This is a genomic window from Agromyces sp. Y782, assembly GCF_059445405.1.
Genome location: NZ_JCAIUG010000001.1, coordinates 1,188,767 through 1,211,787, shown reverse-complemented (window position 1 = coordinate 1,211,787; position 23,021 = coordinate 1,188,767). Strand labels below are relative to the sequence as shown.

20 protein-coding genes are annotated in these 23,021 nt (G+C 70.8%); 17 read left to right on the top strand and 3 right to left on the bottom strand.

The window, feature by feature from the left end:
- The first annotated feature begins 49 nt into the window (after positions 1–49).
- The 13 genes from AC1C2S_RS05620 (at position 50) to AC1C2S_RS05560 (ending at position 13,940) form a co-directional block, all read left to right on the top strand.
- On the top strand, positions 50–1,687 hold the full coding sequence (locus AC1C2S_RS05620; RefSeq protein WP_495351548.1) for a TIGR04028 family ABC transporter substrate-binding protein: 1,638 nt from the start codon (positions 50–52) through the stop codon (positions 1,685–1,687).
- Positions 1,688–1,793: 106 nt separating this feature from the next.
- Entirely contained in the window at positions 1,794–2,732 is a 939-nt protein-coding gene (locus AC1C2S_RS05615) for an ABC transporter permease (RefSeq protein ID WP_495351547.1), read from the top strand.
- A gap of 449 nt (positions 2,733–3,181) precedes the next feature.
- Positions 3,182–3,988 carry an ABC transporter permease gene (locus AC1C2S_RS05610; RefSeq protein ID WP_495351546.1) on the top strand — a complete coding sequence of 269 codons (807 nt, stop codon included), beginning with the start codon at positions 3,182–3,184 and terminating at the stop codon, positions 3,986–3,988.
- Entirely contained in the window at positions 3,985–5,706 is a 1,722-nt protein-coding gene (locus tag AC1C2S_RS05605; protein ID WP_495351545.1) for a dipeptide ABC transporter ATP-binding protein, read from the top strand. The genes AC1C2S_RS05610 and AC1C2S_RS05605 overlap by 4 nt, the downstream gene beginning before the upstream one ends.
- A complete protein-coding gene (locus AC1C2S_RS05600; RefSeq protein ID WP_495351544.1) occupies positions 5,703–6,728 on the top strand; it encodes a putative FMN-dependent luciferase-like monooxygenase in 1,026 nt (341 codons plus the stop codon). Before AC1C2S_RS05605 ends, AC1C2S_RS05600 begins: the two co-directional genes overlap by 4 nt.
- 245 nt (positions 6,729–6,973) lie before the next feature.
- Positions 6,974–7,570, top strand: coding sequence for a CMD domain protein (locus tag AC1C2S_RS05595; RefSeq protein ID WP_495351543.1), 597 nt, complete (start codon positions 6,974–6,976; stop codon positions 7,568–7,570).
- The gene (locus tag AC1C2S_RS05590; RefSeq protein WP_495351542.1) at positions 7,567–8,241 is read left to right on the top strand and encodes an alkylhydroperoxidase domain protein; all 675 of its coding nucleotides are present in this window, start codon (positions 7,567–7,569) and stop codon (positions 8,239–8,241) included. Before AC1C2S_RS05595 ends, AC1C2S_RS05590 begins: the two co-directional genes overlap by 4 nt.
- A gap of 158 nt (positions 8,242–8,399) precedes the next feature.
- Positions 8,400–9,758 (top strand): aminotransferase class V-fold PLP-dependent enzyme, encoded by a 1,359-nt coding sequence (locus AC1C2S_RS05585; protein WP_495351541.1) that lies wholly within the window; start codon positions 8,400–8,402, stop codon positions 9,756–9,758.
- Between the two features lie 102 nt (positions 9,759–9,860).
- Positions 9,861–10,712 carry a hypothetical protein gene (locus AC1C2S_RS05580; RefSeq protein ID WP_495351540.1) on the top strand — a complete coding sequence of 284 codons (852 nt, stop codon included), beginning with the start codon at positions 9,861–9,863 and terminating at the stop codon, positions 10,710–10,712.
- Between the two features lie 97 nt (positions 10,713–10,809).
- A complete protein-coding gene (locus tag AC1C2S_RS05575; RefSeq protein ID WP_495351539.1) occupies positions 10,810–11,553 on the top strand; it encodes a hypothetical protein in 744 nt (247 codons plus the stop codon).
- A 103-nt stretch (positions 11,554–11,656) separates the two neighbouring features.
- Entirely contained in the window at positions 11,657–12,583 is a 927-nt protein-coding gene (locus tag AC1C2S_RS05570; RefSeq protein WP_495351538.1) for a bile acid:sodium symporter family protein, read from the top strand.
- Positions 12,584–12,630: 47 nt separating this feature from the next.
- Positions 12,631–13,389, top strand: a complete 759-nt coding sequence (locus AC1C2S_RS05565; protein WP_495351537.1) for a hypothetical protein — start codon at positions 12,631–12,633, stop codon at positions 13,387–13,389.
- A gap of 50 nt (positions 13,390–13,439) precedes the next feature.
- Positions 13,440–13,940 carry an FBP domain-containing protein gene (locus AC1C2S_RS05560; RefSeq protein WP_495351536.1) on the top strand — a complete coding sequence of 167 codons (501 nt, stop codon included), beginning with the start codon at positions 13,440–13,442 and terminating at the stop codon, positions 13,938–13,940.
- Between the two features lie 71 nt (positions 13,941–14,011).
- Here AC1C2S_RS05560 and AC1C2S_RS05555 read toward each other — a convergent pair whose 3' ends face one another.
- On the bottom strand, positions 14,012–14,782 hold the full coding sequence (locus tag AC1C2S_RS05555; protein ID WP_495351535.1) for an SGNH/GDSL hydrolase family protein: 771 nt from the start codon (positions 14,780–14,782) through the stop codon (positions 14,012–14,014).
- 112 nt (positions 14,783–14,894) lie between these two features.
- On the bottom strand, positions 14,895–15,089 hold the full coding sequence (locus AC1C2S_RS05550) for a DUF1918 domain-containing protein (RefSeq protein WP_495351534.1): 195 nt from the start codon (positions 15,087–15,089) through the stop codon (positions 14,895–14,897).
- A gap of 196 nt (positions 15,090–15,285) precedes the next feature.
- Between AC1C2S_RS05550 and AC1C2S_RS05545 the strand changes: the two genes are divergently transcribed.
- Positions 15,286–16,758 carry a GH1 family beta-glucosidase gene (locus AC1C2S_RS05545; protein WP_495351533.1) on the top strand — a complete coding sequence of 491 codons (1,473 nt, stop codon included), beginning with the start codon at positions 15,286–15,288 and terminating at the stop codon, positions 16,756–16,758.
- Positions 16,759–16,810: 52 nt separating this feature from the next.
- Here the strand turns inward: AC1C2S_RS05545 and AC1C2S_RS05540 are convergent, their stop codons facing one another.
- Entirely contained in the window at positions 16,811–18,388 is a 1,578-nt protein-coding gene (locus AC1C2S_RS05540) for a PucR family transcriptional regulator (protein WP_495351532.1), read from the bottom strand.
- A 273-nt stretch (positions 18,389–18,661) separates the two neighbouring features.
- Between AC1C2S_RS05540 and gabT the strand changes: the two genes are divergently transcribed.
- The 3 genes from gabT to AC1C2S_RS05525 all read left to right on the top strand — a co-directional run bounded on the left by gabT (position 18,662) and on the right by AC1C2S_RS05525 (position 22,936).
- Positions 18,662–20,065, top strand: a complete 1,404-nt coding sequence (gene gabT / locus AC1C2S_RS05535; RefSeq protein ID WP_495351531.1) for a 4-aminobutyrate--2-oxoglutarate transaminase — start codon at positions 18,662–18,664, stop codon at positions 20,063–20,065.
- 23 nt (positions 20,066–20,088) lie between these two features.
- Complete coding sequence (locus AC1C2S_RS05530) at positions 20,089–21,402, top strand: Glu/Leu/Phe/Val family dehydrogenase (protein WP_495353200.1); 1,314 nt, start codon at positions 20,089–20,091, stop codon at positions 21,400–21,402.
- Between the two features lie 64 nt (positions 21,403–21,466).
- Positions 21,467–22,936, top strand: a complete 1,470-nt coding sequence (locus AC1C2S_RS05525) for an NAD-dependent succinate-semialdehyde dehydrogenase (RefSeq protein WP_495351530.1) — start codon at positions 21,467–21,469, stop codon at positions 22,934–22,936.
- Positions 22,937–23,021: the final 85 nt, after the last annotated feature.

Genomic DNA, 23,021 nt, shown 5'->3' with positions numbered 1-23,021 from the left:
CCTCACCAACGGAGCACACGATCCGTACCGACCGAAGGAAGACCACCAGATGTCCACCCCACGCACCCGTCGCCTCGCCGTCGCCGGCACCGCCGCGCTCGCCGCAGTGACCCTGCTCGCCTCATGCGCCGCCCAATCCGGCGTGACGGATGCCGCCGCGGGCGGTGACCCCGTCGAGGGCGGCACGCTCACCTACCTCGAGCACCAGGCGCACACGACGCTCTACCCGCCGCAGGCCGGGTTCTACCCGAACGGCGGCATCGTGAACAATCTCACGGCCCGCCTCACCTGGCAGGACCCGGAGTCGCTCGAGATCGAGCCGTGGGTCGCGACCGAGTGGACGGTGAATGCGGATGCCACGGAGTACACCTTCGATCTGCGCGATGACGTGACCTTCTCCGACGGCACCGTGCTCGATGCCGCAGCCGTCGCGAAGAACTTCGACACCTACGGCCTCGGCAACACCGAGCTCGGCCTGACCATCTCGGAGGCGATCAACAACTACGCCTCGAGCGAGGTCGTCGACGACGACACCGTGACGTTCCACTTCTCAGCGCCGGCGCCCGGGTTCCTGCAGGCGACCTCGACGATCAACTCTGGGCTGCTCTCGACCGAGACGCTCGACCGCAAACTCGAAGACTTCGGCGCCGGTTCGTCGACCGAGATCATCGGCTCGGGCCCGTTCGTCATCACCGAGGAGGAGATCGGCACCTCGCTGCACCTCGAGGCGCGTGAGGACTACGACTGGGCCCCGCCCTCGTTCGAGCACCAGGGTCGCGCCCACCTCGACGCGATCGACCTCGTCGTGACGCCCGAAGACAGCGTGCGCATCGGCTCGCTGCTCGCCGGACAGGCCGACGTGATCCGCTACGTGCAGGCCTTCGACGAGGCGCAGGTCTCGGGCGCGGGCTTCGAGATCATCGCCGCGCCCACCCGGGGTGTCAACAACTCGATCGGCCTGCGGTTCACGAACCCGCTGCTCAGCGACCTGCGGGTGCGACAGGCACTCGTGCACGGCGTCGACGCGCAAGAGGTCGTGGACACGATCTTCACCGAGAACTACCCGGTCGCGACCTCGCAGCTCGCTTCGACCGCCGCGGGGTACACGGACGAATCGAAGGAACTCGCGTTCGACCCCGACCTCTCAGAGGAACAGCTCGACGAGGCCGGTTGGAAGGTCGGCGCCGACGGCGTCCGTGCGAAAGACGGCGAGCGGCTCTCGCTCACCGTCTACGAGGCGGCCCCGCAGCCCCTCTCGAAGCAGACCCTCGAACTCGTCAGCCAGCAGCTCGCGAAGATCGGCGTCGAACTGAACGTCAAGGCAGCGGATGCCGGCAGCTACGCAGCCGACATCCTCGACCCGCTGAAGACCCCGCTCTACCACTCGATGGTCGGACGCGCCGATCACGACGTGATCAAGAGCCAGTACTTCACGAAGAACCGCAACACCCTGCTCTCGAACGACGCGAAGCTCGACGAATTGCTTTCGGCCGTGGCATCCGAGCCCGACGTGACGGCACGTGATGCAGCGTCGGCCGCCGTGCAGGACTACCTCACCGAGCAGGCGTACGTCATCCCGCTCTTCGAGGAGCCGCAGGTCTACGGCGCCGCGCCGTACGTGCACGGGTTCACGACCGAAGCCGTCGCCCGCCCGCAGTTCTACGACACCTGGGTCGAGAAGCAGTAGCGCACCCGCTGCTCGAGTCGGCCTTCCAGGGCCGTATCGAGACCCGCTCACCGTCTCGATACGCGCTTCGCGCTACTCGACCAGCGAAACCTCGGAAGGAGCACCCATGCCGTACCTCGCACGTCGCGTCGGGCAGGCGCTCGTGGTGCTCGCACTCGCCTTCACGGTGACGTTCGTGCTGCTGCAGGCGCTGCCCGGCGATGCGATCCTGATCAAGTTCGAGAGCCCCGAACTCGGGTTGTCGCCCGAGCAGATCGCCGACATCCGGTCGAGCTACGGCGCCGACGTGCCGGCGTGGCAGCAGTACCTGCACACGGTGTCGGGGTTCGTCGCGGGCGACTTCGGGTACTCGGTGCAGTACGGCACTCCCGTGCACGAGCTGCTCGCAGCCGCGCTGCCCGAGACGTTCGCGCTCGCGGGTCTCGGCTTCCTCGTCGCGGTGCTCCTCGCGGTCGCGGTCGCGTTCCTCTCGACGCTTGCGCCGTTCGCGTGGCTGCGGCAGGCGCTGCGTTCGCTACCCGGATTGTTCGTGTCGGTGCCGGTGTTCTGGCTCGGCATCGTGCTGATCCAGGTGTTCTCGTTCCAGTTGAAGCTCGTGCCGGTGATCGGGGCCGATCCGGCGCAGGCGCTCATCCTGCCGGTACTCACGCTCGCGATCCCGATCTCGGCGCCGCTCGCCCAAGTGCTCGCCCGCTCGATCGACGAGGTGCAACTGTCGCCGTTCGTCGCGGTCGTGCGGGCGAAGGGAGCCGGCCCGGCGCGCGTGCTGTGGCGGGATGTCGCGCGCAACGCCCTGCTGCCGGCGATCACGATCGCGGGCGTGCTGATCGGCGAGCTCATCGGCGGCGCCGTCGTCACCGAGACGGTCTTCGGCCGGGCGGGCGTCGGCCGATTGACCGAGCAGGCGGTCGCGAATCAGGACGTCGCGGTGCTGCAGGCCATCGTGATCCTCGCCGCCGTCGTGTTCGTCGTCGTGAACCTCGCCGTCGACCTCGTGTACCCCGTGCTCGACCCGAGACTGAAGCGGAAGGCGGTGGCGGCATGAGCACCGATCACGACCTCGCCGGTCGAGTAGGCGCGCCAGCGCCGCATCCCGTGACGGGTCTCGATACGCGTCCTCCTTCGTCGGGCGCTACTCGACCAGCGGATGGGGTGGGCGCGCCAGCGCCGCAGGATCCCGTTGGTCGAGTAGGCGCGCCAGCGCCGCATCCCGTGACGGGTCTCGATACGCGTCCTCCTTCGTCGGGCGCTACTCGACCAGCGGATGGGGTGGGCGCGCCAGCGCCGCAGGCCGCGAGCGGTCTCGATACGCGTCCTCCTTCGTCGGGCGCTACTCGACCAGCGGATGGGGTGGGCGCGCCAGCGCCGCAGGATCCCGTTGGTCGAGTAGGCGCGCCAGCGCCGTATCGAGACCCCGCGAGCGGTCTCGATACGCGCCCTCCTTCGTCGGGCGCTACCCGACCAGCGGAGGGGACGGTCGAGACTCGACGTGGGGTGCTGCACCGGCTCCGCGGCATCCGACCCGGGCTCGTGTTCGCCTGGCTGGTGATCGCCGTCGTGATCGCGTGGGCGATCGTGCCGTGGCTCTTCACCGGGCAGGATCCGATCAGTGGCGTGCCGGCCGAGAAGCTGCAGGGGCCGAGCGCGGCGCATCTCTTCGGCACCGACGCGATCGGGCGCGACCTCTTCACCCGGGTCGTCTACGGGGCGGTGCACTCGTTGTCGGGCGCCTTCGTCGCGGTGACGGTCGGTCTCGTCGTCGGCACCCTGCTGGGCGTGCTCGCGGGTTCGCTCGGCGGCGCGGTCGATGCGGTCGTCATGCGCATCGTCGACGTGCTGCTCTCGATCCCGGGCTTGCTGCTCGCGCTCTCGATCATCATCCTGCTCGGCTTCGGCACCGTGAATGCGGCGATCGCCGTCGGCGTCGGCTCGATCGCGGCATTCGCGCGTCTCTCGAGGTCAGAGGTGGTGCGGGTGCGGCAGAGCGACTTCGTCGAGGCGGCGTTCGGCTCGGGGGCGCGGTTGCACACCGTGCTGTTCCGGCACGTGCTGCCCAACTCGCTGACGGCCGTCATCGGGCTCGCCGCGCTGCAGTTCGGCACGGCGATCCTCGCGATCTCCACGCTCGGCTTCCTCGGCTACGGCGCTCCGCCGCCGACGCCCGAGTGGGGTCTGGCCATCGCCGAGGGCCGCAATTACGTCGCGACCTCGTGGTGGCTCACGGTGCTGCCGGGGCTCGTGGTCGTCGCCGTCGTGCTCTCGGCCAATCGCATCAGCCATGCCCTCGGGAGGAACCGATGACCGGACCGCTGCTCGTGATCGAGCACCTCGACGTCGCGTACCGCACCTCCGCCGGGCCGCGCCGCGTCGTGCACGACGTCTCGTTCGACGTGCGGCCCGGCGAAGTCGTCGCGCTCGTCGGCGAATCGGGTTCGGGCAAGACGACGACCTCGAGCGCGGTGCTCGGGCTGCTGCCCGGCGGCGGACGCATCGAATCGGGGGCGGTCCGCCTCTCGGGCACCGACATCTCGGGGTGGAGCGACCGACGCCTGCAGAGCGTGCGCGGCTCCCGCATCGGCTACATCCCGCAGGACCCGGTGTCGTCGCTGAACCCCGTGCGACCCATCGGCGTGCAACTGGCCGACACCTTCCGCATCCACGGTCGCGGCGACCGGCGCGACGTACGCGGGCGGGTGCTCGAGCTGCTCGAGCGCGTCGGCCTCGACGACCCGGCACTTCGGGCGAAGCAGTATCCGCACGAACTCTCGGGCGGCATGCGGCAGCGCGTGCTCATCGCCAATGCGGTCGCCCTCGAGCCCGAACTCGTGATCGCCGACGAGCCCACGAGCGCGCTCGACGTGACCGTGCAGCGGCGCATCCTCGACCTCATCGACGAACTGCGCCGCGAGCACGGCACCGCGGTGCTGCTCGTCACGCACGACCTGGGCGTCGCGGCCGAACGTGCCGAGCGGGTCGTCGTCATGCAGCACGGGCGCATCGTCGAGCAGGGCGAGACCGAGTCGGTGCTCGACGCGCCCGCCGAGACGTACACGAGGCAATTGCTGGCGGATGCCCCTGGGCTCGCCGAGCACGCGTTCCGCCACCCCCGCCCGCCGCTGTACCTGCGCGACGCGGGCGTCGCAGCCGCTGAGAATCCGTTCGTGCTCGAGGCGTCCGGGCTCGTGAAGGAGTTCTCGCTCGGCCGGGGCCGGGGCCGGGGCCGTGAGCCGTTCCGCGCCGTCGACGACGTTTCGTTCAGCGTGCTGCGCGGCACCAGCCACGCGATCGTGGGGGAGTCTGGCTCGGGCAAGACGACGACGGCGCGCATCATCGCCCGGTTCGTGACGCCCGAAGCCGGCGAGGTGTCACTCGGCGGCGAACCGGTCACGGCGCTCGCCGGGGGCGCCAAGCGTGCATTCCGTCGGCGCGTACAGCTCGTCTATCAGAACCCCTTCGCTTCGCTCGACCCGCGTCAGTCGGTCGAGGAGATCATCGCCGAGCCGTTGCGCAACTTCGGCGTCGGCGATCGACGGTCGCGCGCGGCATCCGCTCGGCAACTCATCGATCGCGTGTCGTTGCCGGCGCAGCTCGCCTCGCACCGGCCGGGCGAACTCTCGGGCGGGCAGCGCCAGCGGGTGGCGATCGCACGGGCACTCGCGCTCGAACCCGAACTCGTCATCCTCGACGAGGCCGTGTCGGCGCTCGACGTCACCGTGCAAGCGCGCATTCTCGAACTGCTCGAGCAGCTCCAGGGCGAACTCGGGCTCAGCTACCTGTTCATCTCGCACGACCTCTCGGTCGTCGCCCGGCTCAGCCACTCGGTCTCGGTCATGCGCCGCGGCCGGATCGTCGAGAGCGGGCCGACCGAGCAGGTCTTCCGTGCCCCGCAGCACGAGTACACGCGGGAGTTGCTCGACGCGGTTCCCCGGCGAGCAACAGCAGCTGTACCGCCTCCAGCAGTATCGGCGCCTCCAGCACCAGCAACGTCAGCAGTCCCCATCGGAAAGGCACTCGCATGACCCGCATCGGATTCTTCACCAGGTTGCTCGACGACGCCGGGCCCGCTGAGCGCTACCGCATCGCGACCGAGCAGATCGTCGCTGCGGAGCGCCACGGGTTCGACTCGGCGTGGGTCGCGCAGCACCACTTCCACGCCGCCGAGGGCGGGCTGCCGTCGCCGTTCGTGTTCCTCGCGAATGTGGCCGCGTCGACCTCGCGCATCCGGCTCGGCACGGCCGTCGTGACGCTGCCGCTCGAGGACCCGGTGCGGGTCGCCGAAGATGCGGTCGTGCTCGACCTGCTCTCGAGCGGTCGCGCCGAGCTCGGCCTCGGCTCGGGCGCGAACCCGGCATCGTTCCTCGCGTTCGGAGCGCGCTCGGAGGATCGCGCACGGGTCTTCTCGGAGAAGGTCGACACGCTCGTCGCCGCGCTCGCCGGCGGCGCACTCGGCGACGAACGCAACCGCCTGCAGCCGCCGGGCCGGGACCTGCTCGGCCACGTCTGGCAGGCGACGTTCTCGGCCTCGGGCGGCACTCGCGCCGGCCGCGCCGGCCACGGGCTCATGCTCTCGCGTACGCAACCCAGGCAAGCGGATGCTTCGCGGGCCTCGATCTCGGAACTGCAGCAGCCGATCGTCGACGCGTACCTCGAGTCGCTCCCGCACGGCGTGCCCCCGCGGATCCTCGCGTCGCGCACGCTCTTCGTCGCAGACTCGCGCGAGGAGGCGCGTCGCCACGCCGAGGTCGGGCTGCGCCGGGCGGCCGCCGGCTTCACGCGCACCGGGCAGCCACCGTTCGGCGACACGCTCGACGAGCTCATCGCCTCGTACGACACGCACGTGGGCACCGTCGACGAGGTCGTCGAGTCGCTCGCCGCCGACACCGTGGCCGCGCAGGCGAGCGAGGTGGCATTCCAGGTGCACTCCGTCGATCCGCCGCACGAGCTCGTGCTGCGGTCGATCGAACTCATCGCCCGCGAGGTCGCCCCCGCGCTCGGGTGGGGGAGCGCCCGGGAGGCACGTACACCCCAACTCGTCGAGTAGGGCCCGCCCGCCGGTCGAGTAGCGCCCGACGGAGGAGGAAGCGTATCGAGACCTCGCGAGGGATCTCGATACGGCCCTGGCGGGCCTACTCGATCAGCGAAGAACGGACCAGCGGCGAGGGATCTCGATACGGCCCTGGCGGGCCTACTCGATCAGCGAAGAACGGACCAGCGGCGAGGGATCTCGATACGGCCCTGGCGGGCCTACTCGATCAGCGAAGAACGAACCATCGAAGGGAAGACCACATGACCGACATCATCGACCGGCTCGCAGGGGTGGCACCAGGAGGCGCCGTCGACGCGCTCCGCCGGCACCGGCCCGCCACCCGCGACAATGCGCAGGCGAGCTACGACGCACTGTTCTCGACGATCGACGAGACGCACGCGAGCCTCGCCGAACGCGCGGCCGTCGCGCAGTTCGTCGCGATCCTGCACGACGACGAGGTGGCGACCGGCCACTACGACGCGCTCACGCGACAGGCCGGCGGCCGAGTGCTCGCCGCCGCGATCACCGACCTCGCCGAGGCGGCCCGCACGACAGGTCCGTACGGCGACTATCCAGCCGAGGGCCCGCTCGCGGGCGAGAGCGTGGCCGGGCGCCGCTTCGCCGTCGACGACCACGCGCGAGCAGCACTCGGCGAGCGGCTCGCCGGCGCTCTCGAGCACACGCACCTCCTCATCTTCCGGCCGCGCGAGTCGTCGGTCACCGCCCTCGCCGCACTCGGCGACGCGGGCTGGTCGACCGATGGCATCGTCACCCTCTCCCAGCTCGTCTCGTTCCTCGCGTTCCAACTGCGCGTCGCGGCCGGGCTCCGCCTGCTCACCACGGAGGACGCAGCATGACCGAACAGACGATCGACCGCACCGAGGGTGCACCGGCAGGTTCGACGGATGCCGCGACCGGCGAGCCCGTGCGCATCATCACCCACCCCGAGGCATCCGTACCCCTGGCCTTCACGCAATCCGAGCTCGGCTGGCTGCCGTGGCTCGAGCCTGCTGACGAGGAGACGCTCACCGAGCGCCAGTACGACGGACTCGTCGACCGTTCGCGCGCGAAGAGCGATTACTTCCGGCTGCTCGCGCGCGACCCCGACATTCTGAAAGCGCGCACGCTCACCGACAAGGACATCTTCTACAACGCGAAAGACGGTTTGCCTCGTGCCGAGCGCGAACTCGCCGCCGCCGCGACGAGCCGGTTCAACGGATGCATCTTCTGCGCCTCGGTGCACGCGCGGTTCGCGACGCACCACTCCAAGCGTCACGACGACGTGCAGCGCCTGCTCGACGAGGGCATCGCGGGCGAGCAGGATGCCGCGTGGCGCGCGGTCATCGATGCGGCCGTCGCCCTCGCCGCCACACCCTCGCGGCTCGAGCGCCGTCACCTCGACGCGCTGCGCGCTGCCGGGTTCGACGAGCAGGCGGTCTCCGACGTCATCCACTCCGCGGCGTTCTTCAACTGGGCGAATCGGCTCATGCTCTCGCTCGGCGAGCCCGAGAACCCGCCCGGCGAGTAGCCGTCTCGCACGCCCGCACGTTCGGACTCGTCGCTCCCCGACTCGCGAGGTGCGGCATGTTTCCGAATGTGTCGCACCGTGACGGTTCGCGTCGGCGAGGGTTGAGGCACGGCGCGGGGCGTCCGTAGCCTCGACGAAACCACGCCTTGAGGAGCCCCGTGATCGCCAACGTGACCGCCGCCGCCCGCGTTTCGCGCGCCCAGGCGACGGCGGCGACGGAGGTCCCTCCGCCCGCGCCACTCGGCCCGCTCGCGGTGCTCGCCGACGCCGGACTCGAGGTTCCCGTGCTCGGCGGCGGGCGGGTGCGTCACGTGAACCTCGATGTCGCGGCATCCGCCCCCGCGTTCGAGGTCGTGGCGAAGCACGTGACGCGGGTGCTGCCGTACTACGCGAGCGTGCACCGCGGTTCGGGCTACCCGTCGCAGTTGTCGACCTCGCTCGTCGATGACGCCCGCGTCACGGTCGCCCGGCACGTCGGTGCCCGCGACGACGACCTCGTCGTCTTCACCCGCAACACGACCGATGCACTCAACCTGCTCGCCTCGGCGGTGCCGGGCGACACCGTGGTGCTCGACCTCGAGCACCACGCGAACCTCCTGCCGTGGCGATCGCGCCGGGTCGTCGTCGGGCAGTCGACGATCGACGCGACGGTCGACAGGCTCGAGGCCGAACTCGCACGATGTCCGGCGGCACTGCTCTCGGTGACGGGCGCGTCGAACGTGACGGGCGAAGTGCTGCCCATCGCGCGGCTCGCCGCGATCGCCCACGCGCACGGCGCCCGCCTCGCCGTCGACGCCGCGCAACTGCTGCCGCACCGCAGGGTCGACCTCGCGGCATCCGGCATCGACTATCTCGCCTTCTCAGGGCACAAGGCCTACGCACCGTTCGGTGCGGGTGCCCTCATCGGCCGCGGCGACTGGCTCGACGAAGCCGCCCCTCATCTCGCCGGCGGGGGAGCGGTCGAGGCCGTGCGACTCGACGGGGTCGAGTGGAAGCGCGGCGCCGAACGCCACGAAGCCGGCACCCCGAACGTCGTCGGCGTCGCGGCACTGGCCCGCGCGCTCACCGAGTTCGAGCGAATCGGCGAGCCGGCCCGCCACGAGCACGAGGCCGCGCTCACTGCTCGCCTGCACGACGGGCTCGCCGCGCAGCGCGGCATCCGGGTCATCCGCGGTTTCGATGACTCCGCCGCTTCGCCCGTCGACCGGCTCGGCATCGCGACCCTCGAACTCGAACGCGGTTCGGTCGGCCTCCTGGCCGCTGCATTGGGCGCCGAATACGGCATCTCGGTGCGCGCCGGTCGCTTCTGCGCCCACCCCTTCTTCGAGCGCGTGGCGACGCGCACCAACGGCCTGCGCGCGAGCCTCGGCGCCGGCACCTCAGCCGACGACATCGAACGTCTTCTCGACGCGCTCGCACGGCTCATCGCCGACGGGCCCGCGCACGTCTACGACTCGTCGCCTGCAGGCTGGTGTCCTCGGGTCGACGACCGGCCGCGGCCGAACTTCGCCGACTGACTCTTCGGGCGGGGCGTGCCCCGCGACCATGCGCCGCAGGCGTTCGGCATCGCCGCGTGCGGCTCTCGGTTCGGCGGCGTACGGTTGAAGCGGGAGCTGTCGATGGACCGCGATCGCGCACGCCTTTCCGCCCGCCGCGACGAGTTGCGGCGAGTCGTCTACGGCGCGCCCGGTGGGCACGAGTCGGGCGCCGTGACCGAGCTGCTCGCCGTCGAAGAGACGCTCGCGCAGCTTCGAGCGATGCAGGCGCAAGAGGAGGCCGCGACCGGGGCCGCGACCGAGGCAGCGGCGGGCACCCGAGCGGTGACGGCGACGCCGCCGGTTGCGACCGCGGTCGCGATCGACTCGAAGGCGTCGCAGCGGCTCCACGGTTGGCGGCGGCCTGCGCTCGCCGTCGCGGCCGCCGTCGGTGTCGCCGTGGCTCTCGTCATCGCATTCCGCCCGGCGATGGACCCCACCTCCCCGCCGCGGGGGCTCGAGGTGTTCGACCAGGCCCGCGACGAGGTCGATGCGGGCCCGCGGGCCTTCGTGGCGGTGCTCGGAGCGGACGCCGTGTCGAGCTTCCGCAGCATCGGACGTGCCGTCGACCACGACGTGTGGGTCTTCCGCGACGGCAACGAGGTCTGCATGATCGCGCAGACGCAGCACCGGAGCAGTTGGGGCGCGAACTGCGTGAGCGAGACGGAGTTCGCGCGCTCGGGCATCCGTCAGTTGATCAGCTACGACGAGCTCGGCGCTGAGGCGCGGCCCGCAGGGCTCGATCCGGCGAGCGCCGTCGCACTGATCTGGACCGACCGATCCGCAACCGTCGAGTGGTCGATCGTGCCGCGCTCGACGGCGTCGACCGACGACGCCTGGGTCTGGGTGCCGATCACGCGAGACGGAGGATCGGTGCCCATGACGTACGAGGAGTGGTCGTCGTCCGGCAGCGCCGCCCGGTCGGGCGATTCGTAGGGCTCGCACCGCGTTCGACGTCGACCTCGTTTTGCGACCCGAGCGGGGGCTTCCGCGCGTCGCCGAGCCTTCGGTAGCGTCGGACCGGAGGGCGCCGATGACCGACCACGAGCAGGAACTCGAGGCTCGCGCGGTCGCATTGCGTCGGGTCGTCTACGGCACGCCCGATGGGTACCGAACGGATGCCGCGGCAGAGCTGGCCTCGGTGGAACGCGAGTTGGCGGCGCGACGTGCCACGCGCGGCGGCGCGGAGTCGATCACCGGTCCGTTGTCTGCATCCGGACTCTCGGATGCGGGCGTCTCGGGCGCCGGAGTCTCGGGCGCAGGAGTCTCGGACACCGGGGCGGGGCCGGTGCATGAGCCGGTCGCCCCTGCGCGCCCGGCCGGTCGCCTCGCGACCGTCGCCGCGTTCGCCGCTGTGCTCGCCGTGGCCGCTGGACTCGGCGCGAGTGCCGCGATCGGCGTTTCGCAGGCGCCGCACGGGCTCGCCGTGTTCGACCGGCCGCAACGTTCGAGCGATGAGAGCCTCACCGTCGTGCTCGGCAGCCAGGCCGACACGGTGCGCAACCTCGGCGTGCTCTTCGGCCGCGGATTCTGGGCGTACCGAAACGGCGAGGACCGCGTGTGCCTCTCGGTGGTGCCGATCGGCACCGGCACGGTCGAGCGCGGCGAGTGCGCCTCGACGAGCCGGTTCGAGGAGCACGGCATCGCCGTGCAGTACTCGGTCGCCGAGCTCGGCCCGCACCGGCCCGACGGTTCCGACGAGTCCGACGTGGTGCAGGTGACGTGGAGCCCGGATGCCGCCGAACTCGAATGGGTGCTGCTGACCATCGCGCGGTGACGGTGACAGTGACGGTGACGGTGCACTCGATCGCGGAACAATGCCCCTGAGACGAGCGCGATTCGGTGTTCCGCCCGAGCCCGCTTTGCGGCACACTGAGCGCATGGGATCAGCGTTGACCACCATCGGATTACCCGTCGCCCTCGGCATCATCATGTTCGGGCTCGGCCTCTCACTCACGCCGGGCGACTTCGCGCGTGTCGCGAAGCATCCGAAGGCGGTGATCGTCGCGCTGCTCTGCCAGCTGTTGCTGCTGCCGGGCATCTGCCTCGCACTCGTGCTGGCGTTCCGCCTGCCGCCGGTGCTCGCGGTCGGCATGATGCTGCTCGCCGCCTCCCCCGGAGGGACGACCGCGAACCTCTACAGCCATCTGTTCCGTGGCGACGTCGCCCTGAACATCTCGCTCACCGCGATCAACTCGGTGCTCGCCGTCTTCACGCTGCCGCTCATCACGAATCTCGCGATCGCATACTTCCTGCCGGGCGACGACACCCTCGGCCTGCAACTGGCCAAGACCGTGGAGGTGTTCGCGATCGTGCTGCTGCCGGTGGTGCTCGGCATGCTCGTGCGCTGGTGGCGTCCGACTTTCGCCGACCGCATGGACAAGCCGGTGCGCATCGCCTCGGTCGTGATCCTCGTGATCGTCATCGCGGGCGCGATCGTCTCGAACCTCGAGCTGCTGCTCGAGAACTTCGGCAGCCTCGCGGCCATCACCGTGCTCTTCTGCCTCGTCAGCCTGACGGTCGGCTTCCTGGTGCCGCGGATGCTGCGGGTCGACCGAGCCCAATCGATCGCGAGTTCGTTCGAGATCGGCATCCACAACGCCACCCTCGCGATCGTGATCGCGCAGACCGTCATCGGCAGCGTCGAGATGAGCCTGCCCGCCGCGGTGTACGGCGTACTGATGTTCTTCGTGGCGCTCGCGTTCGGCTTCCTGATCCGGGGGCGAGCCGCGGCGCCCGATCGAGCGGATGCCGCGGCCGACGCGGCGCCCGCGACACGGGTGGGCGGGCAGCCACCGGTGAACTGAGTCGCGACGGCGGAAGTGCGCTCCGCCGCCGCACCGCGAGGCGGGAGATGGCGGGCGAGGACGAGCTGGAACGTCGCCGGGACGAACTGCAGCGGATCGTCTACGGCACCTCGGTTGAGCCGCCCGCCGACCTCGTGAACGAACTCGCCGAGGTGGAGCGCGAGCTGACGAGTCGTGGGCACCATGGCTCCTCCGTTGCGTCGGGGTCGCCCGTTGCGTCGGGTCCACCCGTTGTGTCGGGTTCACAGGACGTACCGGATGGCGCCGAGACGCCGGGCGTCACCGTCATCCCGACGCCGACTCGGCCCGATGGTCGTGCGGCGACGCGGGTGCGGCTCCGGGTGCTCGCGGTCGCGGCCGGAGTGCTCCTGGTCGTCGCCGGCGGCTGGGCACTGCTCGCTCCCGTTCGGGAGTCGCTCTCACCCGCAGGGGGGCTCGGAGTGTTCGACCGGCCGCAGACGGTCGATGAGCAGGAACTCGCCGGTGAAGTCGTCGCGGGTACGGAGCTCAACGAGCGCGATCGCGGCGGGCTCCGCACCGTCGGCGTCGCCGTCGGACACGAGTTCTGGGTCGCGCGTCGCGACGACCGGGTCTGTCTGCTCTCGCGCCGTGAGTTCTTCTTCGACTGGGTCACGACGTGCACGTCGCTCGAGAGCTTTGCGGAACACGGCCTCGAACGGCGCATCTCGGGCGATGACATCCGCGACGGGGCCAGGCCTCGCGAGGTGCGACGAGACGACGTCGTCGTCGTGACCTGGGGGCCGCGATCCGTCGAGATCGCCTGGCACGTCGCCCCCGATTCGTAGCCACGTCGCCCCCGATTCGTAGACTGGGACGCACGCACTGAAGGGGATGCATGCAACCGCTGATCGAGAACGAAGTCCGCTCGTCGCTCGGGAACGCGAATGCCGCCGAGCTCGAACAGCTCTCGCTCCCCGTGCGGTTCTTCGTCACCGAGTGGGCGCCGCTCGATGCGTTCGCCTGGCGCGACCCGCGCATCTCGTCGCGCGGCTACCTCGTCACGGAGCTCGGCGGCGAAGCGGCGGGCGTCGTGCTCCGGGCGGCGGAACGCACGGGTTCGCACCACCGTGCAGCGATCTGCAATCTCTGCCACACGCAGCAGCCCGGCGACCAGGTCGAGTTGTTCTCGGCTCGGCGAGCAGGCTCGGCCGGGGAGCGCGGCGACAGCGTCGCCACCTACATCTGCGCCGACCTCGGCTGTCAAGAGACGGTTCGCCTGGGCCGGCCTCCGGCGCCGTCCGAGGTGCAGCCGAGTGCGCATGAGCTCGAGCGCATCGAGGGGCTGGCCCGACGCACGAGGGCGTTCGTCGCCGACGTGCTCGGGGCGGTTCGCTGAGTTCGACGAGGTTCACTGAGCTCGACGAGGTTCGCTCGGCTCGACGGGCTCAGGGAGCGAAGGGGCAGGCGTCAGCGCGCGGCATCCGGAGTCACCGGCTCGAGCGTCGGCCGCTTGGCGGTGCGCCCATCGCCCGATGAGCGGCCGGTGAGGCGGCGGCCGATCCAGGGCAGCACGAACTCGCGGTAGTAGGCCGCGGTGTTGCGACTCTTCGGGCCGGCTGGGGCGGCCGCGACCTCGTCGACACCCCACTCGGCAGGCACCGCCACGCCGAGGCCGGTCAGCACATTGCTGGCCACGCGTGCGTGGCCCAGTGGATTGAGGTGCAGCTTGTCGGGCGACCAGTAACGGATGTCGCGGAGCCCGCGATCGTTGAAATTGTCGACGAAGGTGACGCCGGGCTCGTCGGCGAGGTCGACGAGGGCCGCGGTGAGCCGGGCACCGCGGGCATCGAACACGCGGCCCATCGGGAGGTGCTCGGTTGGGTTCGCGCCGCTCAACATGAGCACGTGGATGCCCGCCGCGCGGATGCGCTGGATCGCATCGCGGAACCTCGACGCGGTGACTTGCTCGTCCATGCGAGGGCGCAGCATGTCGTTGCCGCCGCCGTTGAAGCTCAGCAGTTCGGGGCGGAGTGCGATGGCGCGGTCGAGCTGTTCGTCGATGATCGGGCCGAGCTTGCGCCCGCGGATCGCGAGGTTCGCGTAGCCGATCGGTTCGCGGGCCGCGGCCGCCAGGCCGAGCGCGACGAAGTCGGCCCAGCCGCGAGTGGAGCCGTCGGGCAGTTCGTCGCCGACGCCCTCGGTGAAGCTGTCACCGATCGCCGCATAGGAGTGGAACATGGGTCAACGCTAGCGTGCGTGCCTGCCCGCGGAGCTGGTCGAAGCGGGCGAGTGGAGCTGGTCGAAGCGGGCGAGTGGGCCCCGCCTGTCGACGAGCTCCGGGAGTGCCTCTTCAGTGCGCCTCGTGCTCGCGCTCGAGTTCGCAGTCGGCGCCGGGGTAGAGCAGTGTCTCGTGTCCGTCGTCGAAGCGCACGAGGTAGGGCGGCCCGCCGTCTTCGCCGCGGACCTCGAGGATCTCGCCGTGGCGGTCGGCCTGGCCGACCTGCTTGCCGTGAATGATGAGGTGTGCTCCGACCGCTGCCTGCATCGTGTCCCCTCCCGCTCGCTCCAGAGTACGCCGGGCGCGCGCGGGGCGGAAGTGGCGCGAGGCGATGGCCGCTCTGTGCGCGCGTCGCCGCGATCGCGCTGAAGTGGCCCGACCTCGCTGAAATGCCGCCGCCACCCGGTTGATGGGTCGATGACGACTCTTCCCTGATCGGGCTCGCGGGCCTAACGTTGCCAGAGTGGGTCGAGCGTCCCACTTCGGGCGAACGGATGCCGCGGCATCCGCTGACCGTGAACTGCCGACGAACAGCGAGGTTCCCATGGGCGTTGCCGCCTCCTCCCATCTCACGGCCGAGCTGGCGCCGTTCCCCCAGGGATTCCGGTGGGGCGCCGCCACGGCCGCGTTCCAGATCGAGGGCTCGACGAGTGCCGACGCACGCGGCGAGTCGATCTGGGATGTGTTCACGCGCACCCCGGGCCGCGTGCTCGAGGGGGCGAACGCCGAGGTCGCCGCCGACAGCTACCGGCGTTTCCGTGACGACGTCGCGCTGCTCGCAGGGCTCGGCGTCGACGACTACCGCTTCTCGATCGCGTGGCCGCGCGTGCAACCCGGCGGCACCGGCCCGGCCAACGAGGCAGGGCTCGACTACTACGAACGACTGGTCGACGCGCTGCTCGCCGCCGGCATCGCACCCGTGCCGACCCTCTACCACTGGGACCTGCCGCAGCCCCTCGAAGACGCCGGCGGCTGGCTCGACCGCGACACCGCTCGACACTTCGCCGACTACACCGAGCTCGTCGTCGACCGGCTCGGCGATCGCGTCGGCCGTTGGATCACCCTCAACGAGCCCGCGATGACGACCCTGCAGGGGTACGCCCTCGGCACTCAAGCGCCTGGACACGCCCTCATGATGGGCGCGCTGCCGACCGCGCACCACCAGTTGCTCGCGCACGGGCTCGCCGTCGCCGCGATCCGCGCGCGCGGCGACGCCGAGGTCGGCATCACGAACAATCACACCCTCGTGGTGCCGGCGACGGATGCCCCGGGCGACCGTCTCGCCGCAGGTGCGTTCGACCTCGTGTACAACCGGGTCTTCGCCGACCCCGTGCTCACCGGCACCTACCCCGACCTCTCGGGACTCGGACTGGAATCCATGCCGGGCCTCGAAGACGGCGACCTCGAGGTGATCGGCGCACCGCTCGACTTCTACGGGGTCAACTTCTACAACCCGACGCGTGTCGCCGCGGCATCCGAGGGCTCGGAGTTCGCCGCCGCCGGACTGCCGTTCGAACCCGTCGACTTCGATGACGTGCCGGTCACCGGGTTCGACTGGCCGATCGTGCCGGCCGCCTTCACCGACCTGCTGGTCTCATTGCAAGACGACTACGGCGACCGGCTGCCGCCGATCGTGATCACCGAGAACGGTGCCTCTTTCCCCGACGAGCTCGTCGACGGCGCCGTGCACGACGAACGGCGAATCGCGTATCTCGACGAGCACATCGCCGCGGTGCGCCGCGCGATCGAGTTCGGCGTCGACGTGCGCGGCTACTACCTCTGGTCGCTCGTCGACAACTTCGAGTGGGCCGAGGGCTACACGCAGCGGTTCGGGCTCGTGCACGTCGACTTCGCGACAGGCGTGCGCACGCCGAAGGACTCCTACGCCTGGTACCGCGAGCTGATCGCGCGCGAGCGCGGGCATCACCTGCCCTGACGCGCTGACGCGCTGACGCGCTGACGCCCTGACGCGCTCGCGCGAGGCGACGTCAGTCGACGGCGAGGAGCGCCGCCCAGAGGTCGGCGCGCGCATGGAAGCCCGAGAGGTCACGGCCGAGCAGCCGCTCGGCGTGCGCGATGCGGCTGCGCACCGTGTGCCGGTGCACCCCCAGCGCCTGCGCTGTGGCGTCGTACTGGCCGCCGTGCTCGAGCCATGCCCGCGCCGTGGCGAGCAGGGCGGTGCCGTTCGCGGCGTCGTGCTCGGCGAGTGGGGCGAGCGTCGCGAGGGCGACGGCTCGGGCATCGGTGCGCGCGAGGAACGCGAGCACGCCCTGACGACTGATCTCGTCGAACAGCACGACGCCCGAGACCGACTCGCGCGCACGCTCGAGCGCCCGCATCGCCTGCTCGTGGGCGAGTGCGATGCCACCCGTGCCGACGGGATCGGAGAGCCCGACCGGCAGTTCGAACTCTGCCGCGAGCTCATCGGCGAGGCCGGTGTCGGACTCCTCGAGTACGAGCACGAACTGCTCGTCGGCTCGGCCGAAGAAGAGCCGGCCGCCCCGCTCTTCGACACGCAGCTCGAGCAGCTCGGTCAGGCGGTCGGCGCCCGCGAGCGGGGCATCCGTCACTGCGATGCGCACCGGCGCCGCCGGAAGCGGACCCCACATCTCGGTCGCGACGCGCTCGGCGAGCGCGGTGTCGCCAGCGAGGATGCCGCGGAGCAGGCCTGAGCGCAAGTGGCCGCGCGCCCGGTCGAGGTCTCGGTTCTGCTCGAGCGCGAGCCCGGCGAGCGCGATCACCGACGTGACGACCTCACGGCCGGCCTGGTCGAGCTCGGCCGAGTCGCCGATCGCGAGCACCCCGCGGAGCGCTCCGCCGCTGCCGAGCGTCTGCAGCGTCATCCGCTGGGGTGAATCCGTGGACCCGCCCGCCTGCAGGGTGCGGCTGGCGCGTTGCCCGCGCCGCAGCATCGAACGGGCCTCGCCGATGACCTCGCCGAGCAGCGGCTGGTCGAGCCCGCCCGACGGCGCCTCGCGGTCGAGCGACCCGGTCGCGTCGATGAGTCCGACCCAGGCGCCGATGCGGTGCGACAACTCGGCGAGCGTCGCGGAGAGTCCGTCGGGTCGCAGGGCCGCGAGCGAGATGGCGCGCTGCGCGGCGAATGCCCAGGTGCGGCGCGCGTAGGCGTCCTCCGCGATCAGGTCGGCGACCGTGCGGACGATCGCGATGAACGGCACCCGGTAGGGCACCTCGAAGAGCGGCAGGCCTTGTCGCGTGCAGGCGTCGATGAGCGATTCCGGCGTGCCGGCGCGAATCACCTCGGTGCCGAAGCCGAGGGCCGCGACGCCCACCTCGCGCAGGCGCCGCACGTAGGCTGCGGCGAAGTCGTCGTCGGATGACCCGTCAGGGGGGCCTGCGCCGTCGGGCGTCGCGTCGCCGAACTGCGTGCCGGTCGTGAGCAGCAGGTGGCCTGCGTCGAGGAACGGCGTCGGGTCGGGCAGGTCGGAGCTGTGCGCCCACACGACCGGGGCCTGGAGTGCGCCCGGTGCGATCGCGTCGGCAGGGGTGAGCAGCCCGAGCCCGAGCTCGCTTCGGTCGAGCAGGGTCTGCACGGTGGGCTTCATTGCGCCTTTACCTTCTCTTCCTCGATGCTCACTCCGTTCCCGGGGTTGTTCTGCGACAGATAGTGCGCCCCGAAGGCCCATTCGTGGCGGGAAATCACCCCCGGAATGGAGCGGACGTCGGGAGAGGTGCGCGCGGTGAATGGATGCCTCGAGCGCGGTGTACCTCGTGTCGATGAACCAGTGCACGAGTGTACACAGTGGCGCTGGGGCATCCGCGGGCCGCGACCTAGCATGGCCGCAAAGCCACCGTCGTCACCTCGAATCGGAGCATCCATGACTCTCGTCGACACCCCGGCCACCCCGGCCCACCCGGCCACCCCGGCCCACCCGGCCACCCCGGCCACCATCGCCGGAGGACCCGCGCTCCCACAAGAGCGCCGTCTCGTCACCGCCATCCCCGGCCCACGCTCGCAGGACCTCATGGCACGCAAGGCCGAGGCCGTTGCCGCGGGCGTCGGCACGACCATCCCCGTCTCCGTGGTCGCCGCGGGCGGCGGCGTCATCATCGACGCCGACGGCAACTCGCTCATCGACCTCGGCTCGGGTATCGCCGTCACCGGCGTGGGAAACGCGAACCCCCGCGTCGTCGAGGCGGTCACCGCCCAGCTGAACGCCTTCACCCACACGTGCTTCACGGTCGCGCCGTATGAGGGCTACGTCGCCGTCGCCGAGAAGCTCAACGCGCTCACCCCGGGCGACCACGTCAAGCGCTCGGCGCTCTTCAACTCGGGCGCCGAGGCCGTCGAGAACGCGGTGAAGATCGCCCGCCACTTCACGAAGAAGCAGGCCGTCGTCGCGTTCGACCACGCCTACCACGGCCGCACGAACCTCACGATGGGCCTCACCGCGAAGAACATCCCGTACAAGAGCGGCTTCGGACCGTTCGCCTCCGAGGTGTACCGCGCCCCGCTCAGCTACCCGTTCCGCGACGGCGGGCTGAGCGGTGCGGATGCCGCGGCCCGCGCCATCTCGGTCATCGAGAAGCAGGTCGGCGCCGAGAACCTCGCCGCGATCATCATCGAGCCGATCCAGGGCGAGGGTGGCTTCATCGTGCCCGCCGCGGGCTTCCTCCCGGCCCTCGTCGAGTGGGCCGCGACCAACGACGTGGTCTTCATCGCCGACGAGGTGCAGACCGGGTTCGCCCGCACCGGGGCCTGGTTCGCGAGCCAGCACGAGGGCATCGTGCCCGACCTCGTCGTCACGGCGAAGGGCATCGCCGGCGGCCTGCCGCTCTCGGCGGTCACGGGCCGCGCCGAGATCATGGACTCCGCGGCGGCCGGCGGCCTCGGCGGCACCTACGGCGGCAACCCGCTCGCCTGCGCCGCGGCGCTCGCGACGATCGAGTCCTACGAAGAAGACAGCCTCATCGTGCGTGCCCGCGAGATCGGCGCCGTGCTCATCGGCCGGCTCAACGCACTGCGCACCGCCGACCCCCGTATCGGCGACGTTCGCGGTCGCGGCGCGATGGTCGCGATCGAACTCGTCGACCCAGAGACCGGCGCGCCCGATGCCGCGCTCACGAATGCGGTCGCCACGTACGCTCACGCGAACGGCGTCGTCGTGCTCACGTGCGGCACCTACGGCAACGTCATCCGCTTCCTGCCGCCGCTCACCATCTCCGACGAACTGCTCGTCGACGGCCTCGGCGTCGTCGCGGAAGGACTGAAGACCGCATGACCGACCTCCTCGCGGCGACGACGATGTCGACCGCATCGGATGCCGCGCCAGATCCGGCGAGCACCGGCGCTCGCTCGGATGCTGCGGCCCCGCACATCGCCACCCCGCTGGCCGACGCGCGCTCGCAGCTCGCCGAGGCGATCGGGCTGCTCGGCTACACCGACGGACTGCACCAGATGCTCGCGACTCCGCGCCGCGAGCTGAGCGTCGCCGTGCCGCTGCGCATGGACTCGGGCGAGAGCCGCCTCTACCTTGGCTACCGCGTGCAGCACAACTTCTCGCGCGGCCCCGCCAAGGGCGGCCTGCGCTACGCGCCGAGCGTGAACCTCGACGAGGTGCGGGCGCTCGCGATGTGGATGACGTGGAAGTGCGCCCTGCTCGACGTGCCGTACGGCGGCGCGAAGGGCGGCGTCGCGATCGACCCCCGCGAGCACTCCATGGCCGAGCTCGAGCGCGTGACCCGCCGCTACACGAGCGAGATCCTGCCGATCATCGGCCCGGAGCGCGACATCCCCGCGCCCGACATCGGCACCGACGAGCAGACCATGGCCTGGATCATGGACACGTACTCGGTGAACATGGGCTACACGGTGCCCGGCATCGTGACAGGCAAGCCCATCTCGCTCGGCGGATCGCAAGGGCGGGCTTCGGCGACGAGCCGAGGGGTGACCCACATCGCGCTCGCGGCGCTGCGGCATACCGGCATCGAGCCGTCGCGGGCGACCGCCGCGGTGCAGGGCTTCGGCAAGGTCGGTGCGGATGCCGCGCGGTTCCTCTCCGAGGCCGGCGTCTCCATCACCGGGGTGAGCGACCAGTACGGCGCCGTGTTCAATGCGAGCGGCCTCGACATCGAGGCGCTGACCGACCACGTGCGGACGACCGGATCGGTTGTGGGCTTCCCGGGCGCCGAGGCGCTCGACGGCGCAGGGCTGCTCACCCTCGAGGTCGACCTGCTCGTGCCGGCCGCCGTGGAGGGTGTGCTGCACGAGGGCAATGCCGGGGGAGTGCGCGCGAAGGTCGTCGTCGAGGGCGCGAACGGCCCAACGACCCCTGCCGCCGACCGCATCCTGCGCGAGGGCGGCGTGCTCGTCGTACCCGACATCCTCGCGAACGCCGGCGGCGTCATCGTCTCGTACTTCGAGTGGGTGCAGGCGAACCAGGCGTACTGGTGGCGCGCCGACGAGGTGGAGTCCAGACTGGAGGAGCGGATGCTCAGCGCATGGCAGCATGTGCTGGGCTACGCCGAGGCGCGCGGGCTCTCGCTTCGCACCGCGGCAACGGCGCTCGCCGTCGAACGCGTCGCTGAAGCGCACAAGCTGCGCGGGCTCTACCCCTGACCGACCGACAGACCGACCGGATCCCGCACCGCCACTCACGGAACATCGAACGGAAAGCACACGAATGACGAACGCCACACTGGAAGCCACCGTGCTCGACAAGGTCAAGGGCGGGCTCTTCATCGGCGGCAAGTGGGTCGACGCCGAGGGCGGCAAGACCCTCGCCGTCGCCGACCCGTCGACCGGCGAGACCATCAAGGAAATCGCGGATGCCTCCGTCGCCGACGGCATCCGTGCGCTCGACGCCGCGGTGGCCGCACAAGACGCGTGGGCTGCGACCGCTCCGCGTGAGCGCGGCGAGCTGCTGCGCCGCGCCTTCGACCTGCTTCAGGAGCGCAAGGAGGAGTTCGCGCTCCTCATGACGCTCGAGATGGGCAAGCCACTCGCCGAGGCGCGCGGCGAGGTCGCCTACGGCGGCGAATTCCTGCGCTGGTTCAGCGAAGAGGCCGTGCGCATCTCGGGCCGCTACGGCCTGAACCCCGAGGGCACCGGCCGCATGATCGTCTCGCAGCGGCCCGTCGGCCCGTCGTTCTTCATCACGCCGTGGAACTTCCCGCTCGCGATGGCCACGCGCAAGATCGCCCCGGCATTGGCGGCCGGATGCACCGTGGTGATCAAGCCCCCGGCCCTCACGCCGCTCACGACCCTCGCATTCGTGCAACTGCTCGAAGAAGCGGGCCTGCCGGCCGGAGTCGTCAACGTCATCGCGACGTCGACGTCGTCCAAGGTCTCGGGCCCGATCATCGCCGACCCGCGCCTGCGCAAACTGAGCTTCACGGGCTCGACCGAGGTCGGCCGCAGCCTGATGGCGCAGGCGGCCCAGGGCATCCTCCGCACCTCGATGGAACTCGGCGGCAACGCGCCGTTCGTCATCTTCGACGACGCCGACCTCGACAAGGCCGTCGACGGCGCGATGCTCGCGAAGTTCCGCAACATCGGGCAGGCGTGCACCGCGGCGAACCGCTTCATCGTGCACGAGTCGATCGCCGAGGAGTTCGGCACCCGGGTCGCCGAGCGGGTGCGGGCGATGCGCGTCGGCCGCGGCACGGAAGACGGCGTCGCGATCGGCCCGCTCATCGACGCGAAGGCGGTCGCCTCGACCGACGAGCTCGTGAGCGACGCGGTCGGCAAGGGCGCCACGGTGCTCGTCGGCGGCAGCCCGATCGAAGGCGAGGGCACGTTCTACGCCCCGACCGTGCTCGGCTCGGTGCCGGCCGACGCGCGCCTCTTGCGTGAGGAGATCTTCGGCCCGGTGCTCGGCATCACGACCTTCTCGACCGAAGACGAGGCCGTGCGCCTCGCGAACGACACCGAGTTCGGTCTCGTCTCCTACGTGTTCACGCAAGACCTCGCGCGCGGTCACCGCATGATCGACCGTCTCGCCACGGGCATGATGGGCCTGAACACGGGCCTCGTCTCCAACGCCGCAGCGCCGTTCGGCGGCATCAAGCAGTCGGGCATCGGCCGTGAGGGCGGGCTCGAGGGCATCCACGAGTACCTCGACACGAAGTACACGCTCATCCCGGTGAGCTGAGCCAGGCACCATCCGTTGATCGAGTAGTGAGCGAAGCGAGCGTATCGAGATCCGTGACGGGGTCTCGATACGGCCCTGGCGGGCC